The 16,092-nt window shown below is 41.6% G+C and carries 14 protein-coding genes; 9 read left to right on the top strand and 5 right to left on the bottom strand.

Translation table 11 applies throughout. The features are described 5' to 3' along the window. Positions 1-35: 35 nt before the first annotated feature. From FG28_RS18095 to FG28_RS18105, 3 genes are all read left to right on the top strand, one after another. Positions 36-2,132 carry an ATP-binding protein gene (locus FG28_RS18095; protein WP_036385375.1) on the top strand — a complete coding sequence of 699 codons (2,097 nt, stop codon included), beginning with the start codon at positions 36-38 and terminating at the stop codon, positions 2,130-2,132. 24 nt (positions 2,133-2,156) lie between these two features. Beyond that, positions 2,157-2,825 carry a response regulator transcription factor gene (locus tag FG28_RS18100; RefSeq protein ID WP_036385377.1) on the top strand — a complete coding sequence of 223 codons (669 nt, stop codon included), beginning with the start codon at positions 2,157-2,159 and terminating at the stop codon, positions 2,823-2,825. A 174-nt stretch (positions 2,826-2,999) separates the two neighbouring features. Then, a complete protein-coding gene (locus FG28_RS18105; RefSeq protein ID WP_036385379.1) occupies positions 3,000-3,659 on the top strand; it encodes a hypothetical protein in 660 nt (219 codons plus the stop codon). 47 nt (positions 3,660-3,706) lie between these two features. Here FG28_RS18105 and glyA read toward each other — a convergent pair whose 3' ends face one another. Continuing rightward, positions 3,707-4,981, bottom strand: coding sequence for a serine hydroxymethyltransferase (gene glyA, locus FG28_RS18110; RefSeq protein ID WP_036386847.1), 1,275 nt, complete (start codon positions 4,979-4,981; stop codon positions 3,707-3,709). 250 nt (positions 4,982-5,231) lie between these two features. Here glyA and FG28_RS18115 point away from each other — a divergent pair, with 250 nt between their 5' ends. Further along, the gene (locus tag FG28_RS18115; protein WP_036385381.1) at positions 5,232-6,416 is read left to right on the top strand and encodes a hypothetical protein; all 1,185 of its coding nucleotides are present in this window, start codon (positions 5,232-5,234) and stop codon (positions 6,414-6,416) included. Positions 6,417-6,496: 80 nt separating this feature from the next. Here the strand turns inward: FG28_RS18115 and FG28_RS18120 are convergent, their stop codons facing one another. The 4 genes from FG28_RS18120 to ytxJ form a co-directional block, all read right to left on the bottom strand. Continuing rightward, on the bottom strand, positions 6,497-6,811 hold the full coding sequence (locus tag FG28_RS18120; protein WP_036385383.1) for a hypothetical protein: 315 nt from the start codon (positions 6,809-6,811) through the stop codon (positions 6,497-6,499). Between the two features lie 89 nt (positions 6,812-6,900). Further along, positions 6,901-7,245 carry a hypothetical protein gene (locus tag FG28_RS18125; protein WP_036385385.1) on the bottom strand — a complete coding sequence of 115 codons (345 nt, stop codon included), beginning with the start codon at positions 7,243-7,245 and terminating at the stop codon, positions 6,901-6,903. Between the two features lie 5 nt (positions 7,246-7,250). Further along, positions 7,251-8,777 carry a DUF6973 domain-containing protein gene (locus FG28_RS20310; protein ID WP_051947474.1) on the bottom strand — a complete coding sequence of 509 codons (1,527 nt, stop codon included), beginning with the start codon at positions 8,775-8,777 and terminating at the stop codon, positions 7,251-7,253. Between the two features lie 178 nt (positions 8,778-8,955). Further along, complete coding sequence (gene ytxJ / locus FG28_RS18135) at positions 8,956-9,345, bottom strand: bacillithiol system redox-active protein YtxJ (RefSeq protein WP_036385387.1); 390 nt, start codon at positions 9,343-9,345, stop codon at positions 8,956-8,958. A 142-nt stretch (positions 9,346-9,487) separates the two neighbouring features. Here ytxJ and clpB point away from each other — a divergent pair, with 142 nt between their 5' ends. The 5 genes from clpB to FG28_RS18160 all read left to right on the top strand — a co-directional run bounded on the left by clpB (position 9,488) and on the right by FG28_RS18160 (position 16,037). Further along, a complete protein-coding gene (clpB, locus tag FG28_RS18140; RefSeq protein ID WP_036386851.1) occupies positions 9,488-12,088 on the top strand; it encodes an ATP-dependent chaperone ClpB in 2,601 nt (866 codons plus the stop codon). Positions 12,089-12,238: 150 nt separating this feature from the next. Beyond that, positions 12,239-13,552, top strand: a complete 1,314-nt coding sequence (locus tag FG28_RS18145; protein ID WP_036385388.1) for a gluconate:H+ symporter — start codon at positions 12,239-12,241, stop codon at positions 13,550-13,552. Positions 13,553-13,749: 197 nt separating this feature from the next. Continuing rightward, positions 13,750-14,220, top strand: a complete 471-nt coding sequence (locus tag FG28_RS18150; protein WP_036385389.1) for a RidA family protein — start codon at positions 13,750-13,752, stop codon at positions 14,218-14,220. Between the two features lie 5 nt (positions 14,221-14,225). Then, complete coding sequence (locus tag FG28_RS18155) at positions 14,226-15,290, top strand: dipeptidase (RefSeq protein WP_036385390.1); 1,065 nt, start codon at positions 14,226-14,228, stop codon at positions 15,288-15,290. 150 nt (positions 15,291-15,440) lie between these two features. Further along, entirely contained in the window at positions 15,441-16,037 is a 597-nt protein-coding gene (locus FG28_RS18160; RefSeq protein ID WP_036385391.1) for a TetR/AcrR family transcriptional regulator, read from the top strand. The last annotated feature ends 55 nt before the right edge of the window (positions 16,038-16,092 follow it).

Here is a 16,092-nt window from a genome sequence, read left to right on the forward strand (position 1 = left end):
GTATTAGGAACAACTCCAATATAACCTACTAAATATTGAAAAAGAGTATTCTTTTCACCCTTATTATCATTTTTTTGGGCTGTACCAAACAGTCCCAACAGCAATCGGTTGCCGTTGACCCAGAGGCTGATTTAATTGATATATGGATTTCTGCTGCGCGAGACAGTGTTCATCTTTCTATGGATGAGCGGAAGAATCTACTGCAACAGGCAAAAGATAAGGCCTTTGCCCTCGCCAATGATAGTCTTGGTATTGAAAAACTTTCCAAAATTTCCCTAGCCTACAAAAAAATATCAGATTCCTTGGAATTCAGAAAAACCAATCAACAGGTCATGGAGTTGGCCGAAAAATCTAAAATGCATCGTGTTTTGGGAAACTCGCATTGGGATATGGCTTATCTATTTAGTTCTTATGGAGTTTTAGATAGTGCCTTTTACCATTATCAAAAAGCACTAAAAAGTTTTGAGCAATTACCATCCGATTCAATTTCAAATTCGAATAAAGGTAGGATGCACTATCTTATGGGTCGCATTCAAGATTCTTACAAGGATTTTCTAGGTGCAGAAATCAGCATAACTTCAGCTTTACGAATTTTTGAAGATCTAGAGGATAGTGAAAGAGTATATAATTGCTACAACATGTTGGGGATTATTGCTAGCGGTATGGACGATAGCGATAAAGCTTTGGAGTTTTTTAAAAAAGCAGGAGCCTATATTGATGAAGTTGATGAATCAGAGCAAGCGAAGTTCATACAGCAAAATCAATACAATATTGCCCATGAGCTCTCACAAAAAGGAGATTATTTGGCAGCAGAAGAGGTCTTTGACAAATTGCTCAAAAACAAAACCATAAAGGAAAAAAATCTAGAATTATATTCATTGGCCCTAACAAGTCAGGCCTATTCTATTTATAAAGGTGAACAAAATGTTGAAAAGGCCAAAACATTGATTAACCAATCCATTAAATTGAATGATAGCATTAACCACAATGTAGACCAACCCCGAGCAAAACAATACTACGCAGAACTTTTGGCCGAGCAGGGCGATACCGCAACAGCACTCCAGTACGCCAAAGAATCGCGCGCCTTGGCACAAGAAACCTATAACAACGAACGGTTGACCGAGGTACTTCGGTTGCTCACCAAGTTGGATGGCGAGAATGCCCTGGCCTATTCCAATGCCTACTATGACCTTAGCGAGACCATACAGGAAGAAGAGCGCACCAAGCGGGACAAGTTTGCGCGCATCCGTTTGGAAACCGATCAGGTGATTCACGAAAATGAGGTGCTCTCCCGCGAAAAACAAATCTGGATGGGCACCATTTTGGGGCTTATCCTATTTGGTATGGCCATCATTATCATCCTGTTCCAATATATCAACAACAATAGGCTCAAATACAGACAAAAACAACAGGAAAGCAACCATGAGATCTATAACCTTATGCTGTCCCAACAAGGCAAATTTGAAGAGGGCAAGCAGTTGGAACAAAAACGAATTTCGGAAGAATTGCATGATGGGATACTTGGAGAAATGCTTGGTATTAGACTTATATTAAGTGGTTTAAATGAAAGGGACGATGATGCCTCAGTAGAGCAACGTGCCGATCTGATCGAACGTCTGCGTGAAGTAGAGGAAGAAATACGGACCATTTCACATGAGCTGAACCATGCCTCTTATGAAAAATTTCATAACTTTATTGTATCGCTGGAAGATTTGATCAGAGGTATTGAAAAGTCTTCCGGAATTGCATGTTCTTTTACGTATGACAATAAAGTGAATTGGGACAATCTCTTGGGAGACATCAAGATAAATGCCTATAGAATTGTTCAGGAATCACTCAAAAATTGTGTGAAGCATGCTCAATGTGAGCATATTGATATTGCGTTTGGAATGAATGGCGAAAAGTTGAAGCTGACCATTTCGGACGATGGAATTGGTTTTGACACCAATAAAGGAAAACGGGGAATCGGTATTCGCAATATCATTTCAAGGGTAAAAAAAGTAAAAGGGACTTTTGCCATTGACAGTGTTAAGGGCAAGGGCACCATAATTACCGTTACTATACCCAGCACATATATTGGGTTGGAGAACACGCCAAATGATGTAACACAAAAACAAATTTTGAACGCCTAAATCTTATAAATACACAACCAAATCATGAGTACGCTTAGAATATTGGCCATAGATGACCATGAAATGACAATGCTTGGATACAAGTTTATTCTTGAACGCATTGCTTTTGATGGCCACACCATCATTGTAGATACCGCTAATTCGTATGAATCTGGCAAAAAGCTTATTGAAAATTCAGCCAATTCCTTTAAATATGACATCCTGTTCTTGGATGTTCAACTTTTTGCCCCTAATGAAGATCAGCCTTATACAGGGGAAGATCTGGGGATTTTGGCACGCAAAATAGTGCCCGAGAGCAAAATTGTCTATATGTCGTCCTTTAGCGACAATTATCGCATCAACAGTATTCTCAAAACAGTAGATCCTGATGGTTATTTGGTAAAAACGGACATCGACCCAAAAACGTTGGAAGATGCGGTAAAGACCATTGTGCAAAATCCACCCTACTATTCCTCAAAAGCCCTCGCCGCCATCCGTAAGAAAATGTCCAGCGACATTGATCTTGATGAAAAGGACCGGCAGATATTGTACCACCTCTCCAAAGGCACCAAAAACAAGGATTTGGAAAAATTCATTAGACTTTCCCCTTCTTCCATAGAAAACAGAAAGCGCCATTTGAAAACCCTTTTTGGTACAGAAAACGAGAACGATCTTGCCCTTATCCTTGCGGCAAAAAATAGAGGGTTTATCTAAGATTTTCCATTTTTTTTCAATTGCAGTACGGCTTGCCGTAATTTATATCACTTGTTTTTGAGGTAAAATCCCTACAAACAACGGGAAAACCCCAAAATTTTTAAGGATTTCCTCCAATCCAAAAAAAAAGAATCGTTCTAACTTTAGTGGTACGAATTTATAATGCTGAAAACAATGTCATCCCAAAGAAAAAATAACCCTAATTTCAACTTTAGCGGCGCAAAGATTTTTGAGGCCGTCAACGGAGTTGATGAGTTTCTCAAAACCTTGGAAAGAGAGTTTTTTGCAGAAGCTAAAATACAGTGCAATTTTAACAGTGCGCATAATAAAGCTGATTTGATTCTTGATCTAAATTTCAATTTTGGCCTTACTGAAATTCTACGTCACTTTAATGGGGGAAATTGGGGCAATTTTGCCTATCCTCAGGAAAGTCAGGCGCACATGTCATCCTGTTTCACCAAGGCATTGGAAAAATTAAATGCCCAGAACAGTCATTCATTGGATATCATTGAGGCCTCATTTCATTACAAGGATACCTCCATTGTTATTTCAAGAACAAGTGAGTTTAGCATTCCCAAACAAATAGGGGCCATCCTATCCAAAATAAGCCAACACTTTGTGTATTTTACCAAAGGCCTTACCGAAATGCCCTATGAAGTCTTTGTTCCCGTATATGAAGGAAAAGCACAAAATGTGTTTGAACCCAAGAAAAATCAAAGCAGCTATTTTGATTTTTGGGGTCTTTATTTTGAAGATAACATACACCACCGGGTTATGATCTACTCCCTGCAGAACAAGGAACTCTGCCACGAAGATCTCTTTCTTCTAGAATAAAAGAATAAAGGGGCAATCCAAAAATCTTACAACCAACAACCCAACCCTTACGAATTAAACAAAGGTCTAGATTTCATCAAATCTTTGACCTTTTGTTTTATTTGAGCGATTTGTGCTTCATTTTCGGGGTCTGTAATTACCCCGTCTATAAATTCCACAATGGTTTCCATATCCGCTTCCTTCAATCCCCTAGTGGTTATGGCAGGGGTTCCAAATCGTATTCCCGAAGTAATGAATGGGGACTGATCATCAAAAGGCACCATGTTCTTATTGGCGGTAATGGCCGCTTTTTCAAGTGCTTTCTCCGCATCTTTACCTGTTATACCCTTATTTCTTAGGTCAATAAGCATCATATGGTTATCAGTTCCACCTGAAATTACTTTGTAATCTCTCGCCATAAACGCTTTGGCCATGGCCTCTGCATTTTTCTTCACCTGAATCATATAATGCAAGTACTCATCGGAAAGCGCTTCACCAAATGCAATGGCCTTGGCCGCAATAATATGCTCCAATGGCCCCCCTTGGTTCCCTGGGAAAACAGCTAGATCCAACAAGGCCGACATTTTTCTCAGATTTCCATTTTTAAGCTTTATGCCAAACGGGTTGTCAAAATTTTCACCCATCAAAATAAGACCTCCTCTTGGCCCACGTAGTGTTTTGTGGGTGGTTGTGGTCACAATGTGGCAATGAGGAATAGGGTCGTTCAAAATACCCTTGGCGATCAAGCCAGCGGGATGCGAAATATCCGCCACCAAAATGGCACCTACACTATCAGCTATTTCCCTAAAGCGTTTAAAATCCATATCACGGGAATAGGCGGAAGCACCCGCAATAATCAATTTGGGTTTTTCCTTATCGGCTATCTCTTGGATTTTATCATAGTTCAGGGTCCCAGTCTCCTCATCTACCCCATAAAATACAGGTCGATACAATTTTCCCGAAAAATTCACAGGTGAACCATGGGTCAAGTGTCCCCCGTGGGACAAATCGAACCCTAAAATGGTGTCACCGGGATTCAAACAGGCATGATAAACAGACGCATTGGCCTGGGAACCTGAATGGGGTTGCACATTGGCATACACAGCACCGAACAATTCCTTGGCTCGGTCTATGGCAAGTTGCTCAATTTCGTCCACCACTTCACATCCACCATAATAGCGTTTTCCCGGATAACCCTCGGCATATTTATTGGTCAATACAGAACCCGCAGCCTCCATGACCTGTGGACTGGTAAAATTTTCCGAAGCTATCAGTTCAATACCTTCAATTTGTCTATCCTTTTCTTGCGCTATTAGTTCAAAAATCTTATGGTCTCTTTGCATCTTGCCTTTAATTAAAAGAAAGGCCAAAATTACGAATTGCATATTGATTATCTGCTATAAAAAAGTCGCTCCAAAAGCATTTTATCAAACAGCAATTAACAATTTCTCGTTTCTCATTAAACCATTGAAAACGAGTTTATTTTAGGTATTTCACCGATAATATACTACCGTTCAACCTTTTTCGTTATAAAAATGTTGGTTTTTGGCACAGCAATTGAAAAACCACCCATAACCAATAAATTAAAAAACCATGAAAAAAATTCTACTTATCACCGTTTTGGTTTTACTTGCCGCCTGCGGAGGGGTCAAAAAAACCCAAGAAGCACTCAACAGCGGAAACTACCAAACCGCTATGAACAAGGCTATTAAGAACTTGGCCGATAATAAGACCAAGAAGGGCAACCAAGAATACATTACCCTTTTGGAAGAGGCTTTTGCCAAGAACGCGGAAAGAGAGCACCAAGAAATCGCTTTTTTGCAGAATGATGGCAACCCGGCCAATTTGGAGACCATTTACAACAAGTATTTAGGGTTGAAGAACATCCAGCAACGCATCAGGCCCTTATTGCCCCTTACCATTTATGAGGAAGGCAGGGATGCGCGATTCAAATTTGTGAATTACGACAACCAAATTTTGAATACCAAGGATGACTTGTCCGAACATTTGTATGAAAATGCCCTAGGTCTTTTGGCTTCTGCCAAGTACAAAGCCGATTACAGAGCGGCGTATGATGATTTGAAGTATTTGCAAGACATCAATCCTGGCTATAAGGAAACCGTGGCCAAAATGGATGAGGCCTATAACAAAGGTTTGGAATTTGTGCGGGTTGAAATTGCCAATCAGACTGAGCAGATTATCCCAGAGCGATTGGAAGAGGAATTGTTGGATTTCAATGCATTTGGTATTGATAATTTTTGGTTGCAATACCATACCAACCCCTTGTCCAATATAAAATATGATTATGCCATGAACTTGGATTTTATGGAAATCAATATTTCCCCGGAGCGTGTCAATGAAACCCAAATCATCAAGGAAAAACAAATTAAAGATGGCTGGGAATATGTTTTGGATGCCAATGGAAATGTCGCAAAGGACAGTTTGGGCAATGACATCAAAGTAGACAAAATGCGTACCGTTACCTGTAGGTTCTTCCAATTTACCCAGAGCAAGGTTGCTCAAATTGGTGCTAAAGTTAGGTTTACGGATTTAAGAAGCGGGCAGGAAATCAATGCCTACCCCCTATCCAGTCAATTTGTATTTGAACATATATTTGCCAACTTTCAAGGCGACAAAAGAGCATTGGAAGATGACCTTTTAATTTATTTAAATGCCCGAGAGGTTCCTTTCCCATCCAACGAACAAATGGTCTACGATGCCGGAGAAGACCTCAAAGCAAGGTTAAAGGGCATCGTCTCACAATATCAGTTTAATTAAATGAAAGTCCCCGGCGGTTGCCGGGGATTTTTATGAAATTTATTGTCTTCTCCATTACAACATTCTTTCAAGAAAATGTATTATAGTTTATCTTCCCATTTTCGTGTTTTAGAGCTATAGACCAATTGCTTGTCAAAACCTATGTTAAAATAGATGCGGTAATCCGTATCACTAATTTTATCATAATACGGTCCTTCCTCCATTTCTACATTTGACTGGTCTATATCCTTTATTGTTTCCGGGAGCGAATCATTTTTTTTCTTGTATGTTTCAACTTTGAGAATGAGTGCCTCGCCTCTGCTTTTATAAGCATTTCTTTCGGATAACTTAAAAACAAAGGTGCTCCCAAACAGTAATAAAAGAGCTAAAACCGAAAACAATATTACTTTTTTCATTTTTATGGGCTATGGAAATAGATATTAATGGTTTAAGAATAATTCGGGCAGCACCTATGTGACCTTTATGTATTTATAAACCACATTATTTAAAGACTATATTCAATTTCCAATTTTCCTTCGCTTGCCCGGTAGGGATCAAAGGTCCAGATGATATTTTCTGTTCCATAATAATCTCCATTCATTAACGTATCTATTTTACCAATTAGGTTTTTGTCATAATACCCTTCTCTCTTGATTTTTATAGTGTCATTGACATAACCTTTTATTCTAATAAAGTAACCCACATAGCTTTTATTTTTATACGGGACAAGTGTATCCACTCTTTTTTGGGAGAAATCTGTAACAATGAAATTTCTGTGATCCCCGCAATTTTTACAATCACAGGAAAGGAAAAAGATGGATAAAATAAATATAATTAACGCCTTTTTCATTTTATTCAATTTGTTGGTATTAACTTAGATTGATTAGTTGCCGGACCACTAGCACCGCCACCTTGCAAGTTTGATAAATATCTTAATTCTCCTTTTGCCATAGCATCCAATATGCTTGCGGGCAATGATTGGTAGCCATCTGCTAACCAGTCTTTTTTTGTCCGTCCAACCTGATTATTAAACAAATCCATTTGCTTTTCTTTGTAATGGTTTGAATAATCAAATGGTTTATCTTCATGGGCGGTTGCCAAATCTTCTGCCAATGAGGGGCCCAGCAGAATTGCATTCAGCGCATTGAAGTATGCATGTCTAAAAGCATCTCCCTTACCGTTGTATAATGAATTTGGGTATAGATCTTGTGCCTTCCATGTAGCTTTTTGAGCATTAAATAAGTATGCCATTTGTTCAAATATACTTAGAGAATTAAAAATAATTATTTCACTAGAAGACATTTGACCTCTATAATCTTGCCCAAAATTCACATTATTACCATTCATTATACCTACTAGTATGAATCTTGCATATGCTTTTGCTGTAGCAGACTTATTCTTTGCCAAAAATGAAGTGAGCCCTTGAGTTAGTTGACCATTTCTTAAAAGAAAGTTTATTTCATTGGTAGAAAGCGTCAATTTCGTCCTAAGCCCATTAACAAGCAACTTTGTACGGCTGGCCATATTGGCGGCCACGCCTCCTGGAGCACTTGGGCATTTGGTGCAACCTCTATCGGTGGCCTTGTTGTTCGCCTTTGTAGACATCTCATAGATAACCTGACACTCCCCTGGATGTTGGCAAACACTGCCCGACCCATAGCTAAAGGTCCTGCCATCAGGCGTTACGTGGTATACGGTGATAGAAATGGAATAGGAAGCCACCGTAGGTGAATCAAAACCACTGCTAAATTGTGCCCCGCCCATGCTGGTACCTGTTCCACCACCACCGGAACCGTTCGTAACATTGGTCCTAATGCACGGAATGGGATCGCCATATTGGTCATGTTCCACGCAAATATCCTTGGAAAGGGAGCCGTCACTGAAAATTTGGTCAAAAGGATACATGCTCATCGTTCCTACAAAGGCCGTGGGATCAAAACCACTCTCCTCGAACGCTTCATAGTGTTCGGGGTCGCATACATAGTGAAAAACCATAGGTTCCTGCGGCTGTCCGTCCTCCGATTCGCCCACTACTAAATTGTAAAACTCATTCTCCGCACTGTCCGGCAGAGTAAAGTGAAACGAGTAATTGGACTGCCCCAAGGAATCGTTGACCCTAATTACTTCCTCAGCAATAGTGGGCCCGTCGTTTTTTCCAGTGGCCGAGGCTTTAAAAATATCCTTGCCCGCCCGGGAACTCAGGAAATCGGTAATCTTTGGGATACCCTCCATGTCCACAGAGTTTAGGGTGTAAGGACCTGCCTTAGCATTGACGTCTTGGTCGGTTTCCAGGACCAACGGTTCTTCCTTCTCACAGGAAAAATGAATTGACAAAACAAAAAATAAGGTTGCAGCAAATTTTGGGAAAGTAGACTTTCTCATGATAAGTAGGTTTTAGAAAATGTTAGATTGGGGAATGCTGCACCCGCAAGCTAAAAAATTCCACCTAAAGCCTACTGTGGGAAATCCTTAAAATTTCCGGGGTTTTTCTTTAAGGAAAAAACTTTCAAAAGCAATTATTAAAATAAATTGCTCGAACTAGCAGTTTTCCTCATTTCTCTTACAAAAAGTCTTTTAGGTTGACCTCAGAAATAGCCCCATGCGAAGTATCAAAGGTCACTTTCCCATTTTTAATGATAATCAATTGAGGGGATTCATGCCGAACCTCAAACTGGGCTTCCACCGCATTTGAAATTTCCCGATGCGATTGAATCGTCAAGAAATACAAATCGCATTCCGTGTCCAGTTCATGAGTATCGTTGAACATTCGTAAGGTCATGCTGCTTATTCCGCAGGTTGTGGAGTGCTTGTAAATGACTTGGGCCCTATGATTTGATTTTTTCGTTATCTCTTCCAACTGCCCCAAGGATTCCAAATGTATCCAAGGTAGTTGCTTCTTTTCCTCTACTACTTTTTCCTTCTTTCCGAAGACACTGTCAAATATTCCCATAATGCAAATTTAAGGGATATGTCGTGAACCGTGAAAAAGCTTACAACTGACGAAATGTCTTTTATTTCTAGGGCTTTACAGACATTTTGACGGTTAGTCCGTATTGGTAAGATTGTTGACCCTTATGCAGAAAACAAAGACTATGAACTTTAATAATTTTACCATAAAATCACAGGAGGCCATTCAAAGGGCACAGCAATTGGCCCAAGAATTTGGCCATCAACAAATAGAGAACGAACACCTGTTCAAGGCTATTGGCGAGGTCGATGAAAACGTTCTTCCATTCATTTTGAAAAAATTGAACGTCAACGTCGCACTCCTCAACCAAATCTTGGATAAGGAACTCCAGAGCTTTGCCAAGGTTTCCGGGGGTGAAATCATGCTTTCCAGGGAAGCCGGCAAAACCGTGAATGAAGCAAGTATCGTTGCAAAGAACATGGGCGATGAATTTGTGTCCGTGGAGCACTTGCTACTTGCCATTTTTAAATCAAAAAGTAAAATCGCCCAGATTTTAAAGGATCAAGGCGTTACCGAGAAAGACCTGAATGCTGCCATCCAAGAATTGCGTAAAGGTGGAAAGGTGACTTCGCAAAGTGCTGAGGAAACCTATAATTCCTTGGATAAATACGCCAAAAACCTCAACCAATTGGCCGATAACGGCAAGTTGGACCCGGTTATTGGCCGTGATGAGGAAATAAGAAGGGTTTTGCAGATTCTGTCCCGTAGGACCAAGAACAACCCCATGTTGGTCGGCGAACCCGGTGTGGGTAAAACCGCCATCGCGGAAGGTTTGGCCCATCGGATTGTACAAGGCGACGTTCCCGAAAACCTTAAGGAGAAAACTATTTACTCCTTGGACATGGGTGCCTTGATTGCCGGTGCAAAATATAAAGGTGAGTTTGAGGAACGATTGAAAGCCGTTATCAAGGAAGTTACTTCCTCAGACGGCAACATCGTCCTTTTCATTGATGAAATCCACACTCTGGTAGGTGCCGGAGGTGGACAGGGTGCGATGGACGCAGCCAATATCCTGAAACCTGCTTTAGCCAGAGGGGAACTTCGGGCCATTGGTGCCACTACCTTGGATGAGTACCAAAAATATTTTGAAAAGGATAAAGCCTTGGAGCGTAGGTTCCAAAAGGTAATGGTTGACGAACCCGATACCGAAAGTGCCATCTCCATTTTGCGAGGAATCAAGGAAAAATACGAAGCGCACCACAAGGTACGCATCAAAGATGAGGCGGTAATTGGCGCGGTTGAGTTGTCACAACGTTATATCACCAACCGATTTTTGCCCGATAAGGCCATTGACCTTATGGATGAGGCAGCTTCCAAGCTTCGCATGGAAATCAACTCTAAACCCGAAGAATTGGATGTGTTGGACCGAAAAATCATGCAGTTAGAAATTGAGATTGAGGCCATCAAACGAGAAAATGACAAGGCCAAATTGCAGACCTTGAACCTAGAGTTGGCCAATCTCAAAGAAGAGCGAAATGAAATCTTTGCCAAATGGGAAAGTGAAAAAACGGTGGTGGACAATATCCAAAAAACAAAAGAGGATATCGAAAACTATAAACTCGAAGCGGAACGCGCCGAACGAAACGGTGATTACGGAAAAGTGGCCGAGCTTCGTTATGGCAAAATCAAGGAAGCGCAGGAAAAGTTGGATAAGCTCCAAGAAGAGCTTGCTGAACAACAAAGCGCAGGAACCTTGATCAAGGAAGAGGTCACTTATGAAGACATTGCTGAAGTAGTGGCCAAATGGACGGGAATCCCCGTAACCAAGATGATGCAAAGTGAACGTGAAAAACTCTTGAAATTGGAAGATGTACTGCACAAACGTGTAGTAGGCCAAGAGGAGGCCATTGTGGCCGTTTCGGATGCCATTCGAAGAAGTAGAGCGGGATTACAGGATGAGAAGAAACCCATTGGTTCTTTCCTTTTCTTGGGTACCACTGGTGTTGGTAAAACCGAGTTGGCCAAAACACTCGCCGCATATCTGTTCGATGATGAAAACGCCATCACCCGGATAGACATGAGCGAGTACCAAGAGCGTCACTCGGTGAGCCGATTGGTGGGTGCACCTCCAGGATATGTGGGATACGATGAGGGAGGACAGTTGACCGAAGCTGTACGCAGAAAACCCTACTCCGTGATTCTGTTGGATGAGATTGAGAAAGCACACCCAGATACCTTCAACATTTTGTTACAGGTATTGGACGAAGGTAGGTTGACCGATAACAAAGGGCGTGTGGCGGATTTTAAGAACTCCATCATCATCATGACGAGCAACATGGGTAGCCATATCATTCAGGAGAAGTTTGAAGATGCTGTGGATATGGAAAGTGCTTCAGAAGCTGCAAGGGTTGAAGTGATGGGCTTGTTGCGTAAGACCATTCGTCCCGAGTTCTTGAACCGAATAGACGATATTATCATGTTCGCTCCGTTGAACAAGGCTGATATTAAGGCCATTGTAGAGCTTCAGTTGAACAACTTAAAGAAAATGTTGTCCAAACAACACATCACCTTGGATGCCACTGAAGAGGCCATCGATTACTTGGCCAAAAAAGGGTATGATCCCCAGTATGGTGCACGACCTGTGAAACGATTGATTCAAAAAGAAGTGCTGAACAATCTATCCAAGGAACTGCTTTCCGGGAACATTACATCAGACAGTGTGGTGCTGCTGGATTCCTTTGATGACGAACTTGTCTTCCGAAATCAAGGTGAGTTGATAGAATAATTTCAGCATAACTATATTTGAAAGCCTTCTCTGCTTTTGTGGGGAAGGCTTTTTGTTTCCTTAAAAACCTAAAGCTACGGTTTGAAATCAAAAGCCGACATCCTTTATTTGGTTTAAATCCTTATTTTAGCTCAAATACAACTCCTAACTATGCCAATCGTTATTGCCGTTCTCGGTATTTTTCTGCTCTTCGTTTTAATTGCCAAATTCAAATTGAATGCCTTCCTAGCCTTCATCATCGTATGTCTGTTCGTGGGCATTTTCCAAGGCATGGAATTGGGTAATTTGGTGCAATCCATCCAACGGGGCATTGGAAATACCTTGGGTTTTTTGGTATTGATTCTGGGCCTTGGGGCCATGTTGGGAAAACTGGTCGCCGACAGTGGAGCCGCTCAACAGATTACTACACAATTGGTGAATAAATTCGGAATAAAACACGTACAATGGGCCATGGTCCTAACCGGTTTTATTGTGGGGATACCCATGTTCTACTCCGTAGGTTTTGTGATTCTGATTCCATTGGTATTCACAGTCGCAATTTCAACGGGATTGCCGTTACTTTATGTGGGGCTCCCCATGCTCACTTCGTTATCCGTAACACATGGATACCTCCCGCCCCACCCTGCACCTACGGCCATTGCCGCCATGTTCAATGCGGATATCGGAAAAACATTGCTATACGGACTCATCATTGCAGTTCCCGCTATTATTGTGGCCGGTCCTTTGTTTGCCCGAACCATTAAAAATGTCGAAGCAAAGCCCCTCAAAGAATTCTATAATCCCAATATCATCCCCAAGGAGGAGCTTCCATCAACCTTTACCAGCATTTTTACCGCCCTTTCACCAATACTACTGATCGGTGTTGCCATTGCTGCTGAAAATTTTCTGGAAGAAGGTCTTTTGAGAAACATCCTAACCTTCATTGGGAATCCCGTTATTGCGTTATTGATTTCCGTTTTGCTGGCCATATTCACCCTAGGGATTTCAAAAGGCAAAGACATGTCCACTCTAATGAACTCCATTTCATCTTCAGTTTCCAGCATCACCATGATTTTGTTGATCATTGCTGGCGCCGGGGCACTCAAAGAAGTATTGATTGATAGTCATGTGAGCAATTACATTGCCGATAGCCTTAAAGGCTCCACCATATCGCCTTTGGTCTTGGCATGGCTCATCGCCACCGCTATTCGGGTGAGTGTAGGTTCTGCTACGGTTGCAGGTTTAACCGCGGCTGGAATTGCACTCCCGTTGGCATCAGGTACGGGAACAAGTCCAGAATTGATGGTTTTGGCCATAGGTTCCGGAAGTTTAATGTTGTCCCATGTCAACGATACTGGGTTTTGGATGTTCAAGGAATATTTCAATCTATCAGTAAAAGAAACCCTATCCACATGGACCGTTATGGAAACCCTGGTTGGCATTATGGGACTCCTTGGCGTACTTGCTTTAAATATGATAATTTAGTACTAGTTGTATATTTTGAAGAAAAATTCGTCAGTTCGAGTTCGTTTTCGGAACAAAGTGGAGAAAATGAGTATCGAGAATCGAATTCAATCTTCAAAAACCGTATTCTCGATATAAAATTTTTGCAAAATTTCACTCGAATTGAAGGTTCTTACAGTTTAAAAACTTAATGTAATCTGAGATAATATACCTTAAACATGAACACTTCACCTTCAAAACGAGTTGAAGAATTAAAACTTCAACTCCCACCTGCTCCACCACCTGCTGGAGTGTACAGACCTGTATTGGTAGTGGATAATTTTTTATATGTATCGGGCCAAGGCACCGTTAATTTGGACGGTTCCCTAATGAAAGGGCGTGCCGGGGACGACTTGGATGCCGATCAAGCTAAATTGGCAGCAAGACAAGTGGGATTGACCATGCTTTCCACCATCATCACCCATTTTGGGAGCTTGGATAAGATAAAAAGGGTCGTCAAGGTGTTGGGAATGGTCAATTGTACCCCGGAATTTGGGAAGCATCCCTATGTTATTAACGGTTTTAGTGAGTTGATGGCAGATGTATTTGGAAAAGAAAATGGCATAGGGGTGCGAAGTGCCGTAGGCATGATGCTCCCTGAAAACATTCCCGTAGAAATTGAAGCCATGTTTGAACTTCATACAGAGTAAATCCTATGTTTTTATTTGATGCCCATTTAGACCTCGCTATGAATGCCATGGAGTGGAATCGTGACCTTACCGTTCCTGTTTCGGAAATCCGTGAGCGAGAAAAGGGAAAAACCGATAAACCTGACCGCGGCAACAACACGGTTTCCTTTCCTGGCATGCGAAAAGGCAATGTGGGACTTTGCGTTGCTACGCAAATTGCACGCTACGTAAGAAAGGACAATCCGCTTCCCGGTTGGCATTCCCAACAGCAGGCTTGGGCCCAAACCCAGGGGCAATTGGCTTGGTACAAAGCCATGGAAGAAGCTGGGGAAATGGTTCAAATAACAGATATTGAAGGTTTGGACTCACACCTCAAACTGTGGGCAAGCGAGGACGGGAAAAAGCCCATTGGGTACATTTTAAGCCTCGAAGGTGCCGATTCCATTGTGGACATGGGGTATTTGGAAAAATCGTATGAGGCTGGCCTCAGAGCCATCGGCCCAGCACATTATGGTCCAGGAATTTATGCACATGGTACGGATTCCGTTGGTGGTATTGGGGCCAAAGGGCGGGAATTGCTTAAAAAAATAGAAGAACTCAACCTTATTTTGGATGCTACGCATTTGTGTGATATGAGTTTTTGGGAAACCATGGATGTCTATAACGGTCCTGTTTGGGCCAGTCATCAGCTTTGCCGAAAATTTGTGGACCACAACCGGCAGTTTTCAGATGAGCAACTCAAAGAATTGATTTCACGAGAAGCCGTAATTGGGATTGCTTTGGATGCCTGGATGATGGTCCCGAATTGGATTCGGGGAAAATCGGACCCCAAAGAAATGGGGGTCAATTTGGAGATTATGGTGAATAATATGGACCACATTTGCCAATTGGCCGGAAACACCAATCACGTTGGCATCGGCACCGATTTAGATGGTGGTTTTGGCACTGAACAGGGGCCTTATGATGTGGATACCATTGCCGATTTGCAGAAAATTCCAGCATTGTTGTCCAAAAGAGGGTATTCAGAAGTCGATATTGAGAATATTACAAGCCAAAATTTCATCAAATTCCTAAAAAGAGTTTGGGGATAACCAGCGTATCTTTCTAAAAACATCTATTCAACTCAATTTTTTGGACCCAAAAAGATTGCAAGACTGTTAAAATAGTGGCTTTACACTTTTCACATACCAAACAGTATATGTTTTTTTATATCTTAGTTTACCCAACACCAACCAGCCACCATGACCAAGAAAGCAGAACGTACCACAGCATACATCATAGAGACCGTAGCGCCCATTTTCAACAAGTTTGGCTACGTGGGAACCAGTATGAGCGACCTTACGGAAGCCACTGGGCTCACCAAAGGTGCCATTTACGGAAATTTTGAAAACAAGGAAGCTTTGGCCCTGTCTGCATTTGAGTACAACCGAAATCTTTTAATGGACGTCATTGACGAAAAATTGGAGATTGAGGGGATGGCATTGGACAAGTTGTTTTCCTTACTGCATTTTTACAAACAATACGATGTTTTTACCTTGCCCCTTGGAGGCTGTCCCATATTGAACGTTGGGGTGGATGCCCAAAACAACAACAATCTTCTAGCTGCGGCCGTAAAAGAAACCATTAAAGAGATTGAAGGCAAAATGGCCTTGGTCCTAGAAAATGGAGTGAATCAGAATGAAATCCATTTGCCGGTTCCTCCGCTTCAATTTGCCAAACAATTGTTCACTATGATCCAAGGGGCCGTGGCCTTGAGTACCATGACCCGTGATCGAAAGTATTTGATTAATACCTTAACGTATCTGGAGCACTTGGTGCAAAAGGAAGTAAAAAAATAATTGCCCTAAGTCCGTTACGGGTACACATTGAAAACCAGACCTTTACCAGGTTAAG

This window comes from Muricauda sp. MAR_2010_75 (genome assembly GCF_000745185.1).
Lineage (GTDB): Bacteria > Bacteroidota > Bacteroidia > Flavobacteriales > Flavobacteriaceae > Flagellimonas.

What these genes read in the sequence shown, in the direction of transcription:
- FG28_RS18100 (WP_036385377.1), top strand. Translation starts at nt 2,157, where the DNA reads ATGAGTACGCTTAGAATATTGGCCATAGATGACCATGAAATGACAATG.
- FG28_RS18105 (WP_036385379.1), top strand. Translation starts at nt 3,000, where the DNA reads ATGTCATCCCAAAGAAAAAATAACCCTAATTTCAACTTTAGCGGCGCA.
- glyA (WP_036386847.1), bottom strand. Translation starts at nt 4,981, where the DNA reads ATGCAAAGAGACCATAAGATTTTTGAACTAATAGCGCAAGAAAAGGAT.
- FG28_RS18115 (WP_036385381.1), top strand. Translation starts at nt 5,232, where the DNA reads ATGAAAAAAATTCTACTTATCACCGTTTTGGTTTTACTTGCCGCCTGC.
- FG28_RS18120 (WP_036385383.1), bottom strand. Translation starts at nt 6,811, where the DNA reads ATGAAAAAAGTAATATTGTTTTCGGTTTTAGCTCTTTTATTACTGTTT.
- FG28_RS18125 (WP_036385385.1), bottom strand. Translation starts at nt 7,245, where the DNA reads ATGAAAAAGGCGTTAATTATATTTATTTTATCCATCTTTTTCCTTTCC.
- FG28_RS20310 (WP_051947474.1), bottom strand. Translation starts at nt 8,777, where the DNA reads ATGAGAAAGTCTACTTTCCCAAAATTTGCTGCAACCTTATTTTTTGTT.
- ytxJ (WP_036385387.1), bottom strand. Translation starts at nt 9,345, where the DNA reads ATGGGAATATTTGACAGTGTCTTCGGAAAGAAGGAAAAAGTAGTAGAG.
- clpB (WP_036386851.1), top strand. Translation starts at nt 9,488, where the DNA reads ATGAACTTTAATAATTTTACCATAAAATCACAGGAGGCCATTCAAAGG.
- FG28_RS18145 (WP_036385388.1), top strand. Translation starts at nt 12,239, where the DNA reads ATGCCAATCGTTATTGCCGTTCTCGGTATTTTTCTGCTCTTCGTTTTA.
- FG28_RS18150 (WP_036385389.1), top strand. Translation starts at nt 13,750, where the DNA reads ATGAACACTTCACCTTCAAAACGAGTTGAAGAATTAAAACTTCAACTC.
- FG28_RS18155 (WP_036385390.1), top strand. Translation starts at nt 14,226, where the DNA reads ATGTTTTTATTTGATGCCCATTTAGACCTCGCTATGAATGCCATGGAG.
- FG28_RS18160 (WP_036385391.1), top strand. Translation starts at nt 15,441, where the DNA reads ATGACCAAGAAAGCAGAACGTACCACAGCATACATCATAGAGACCGTA.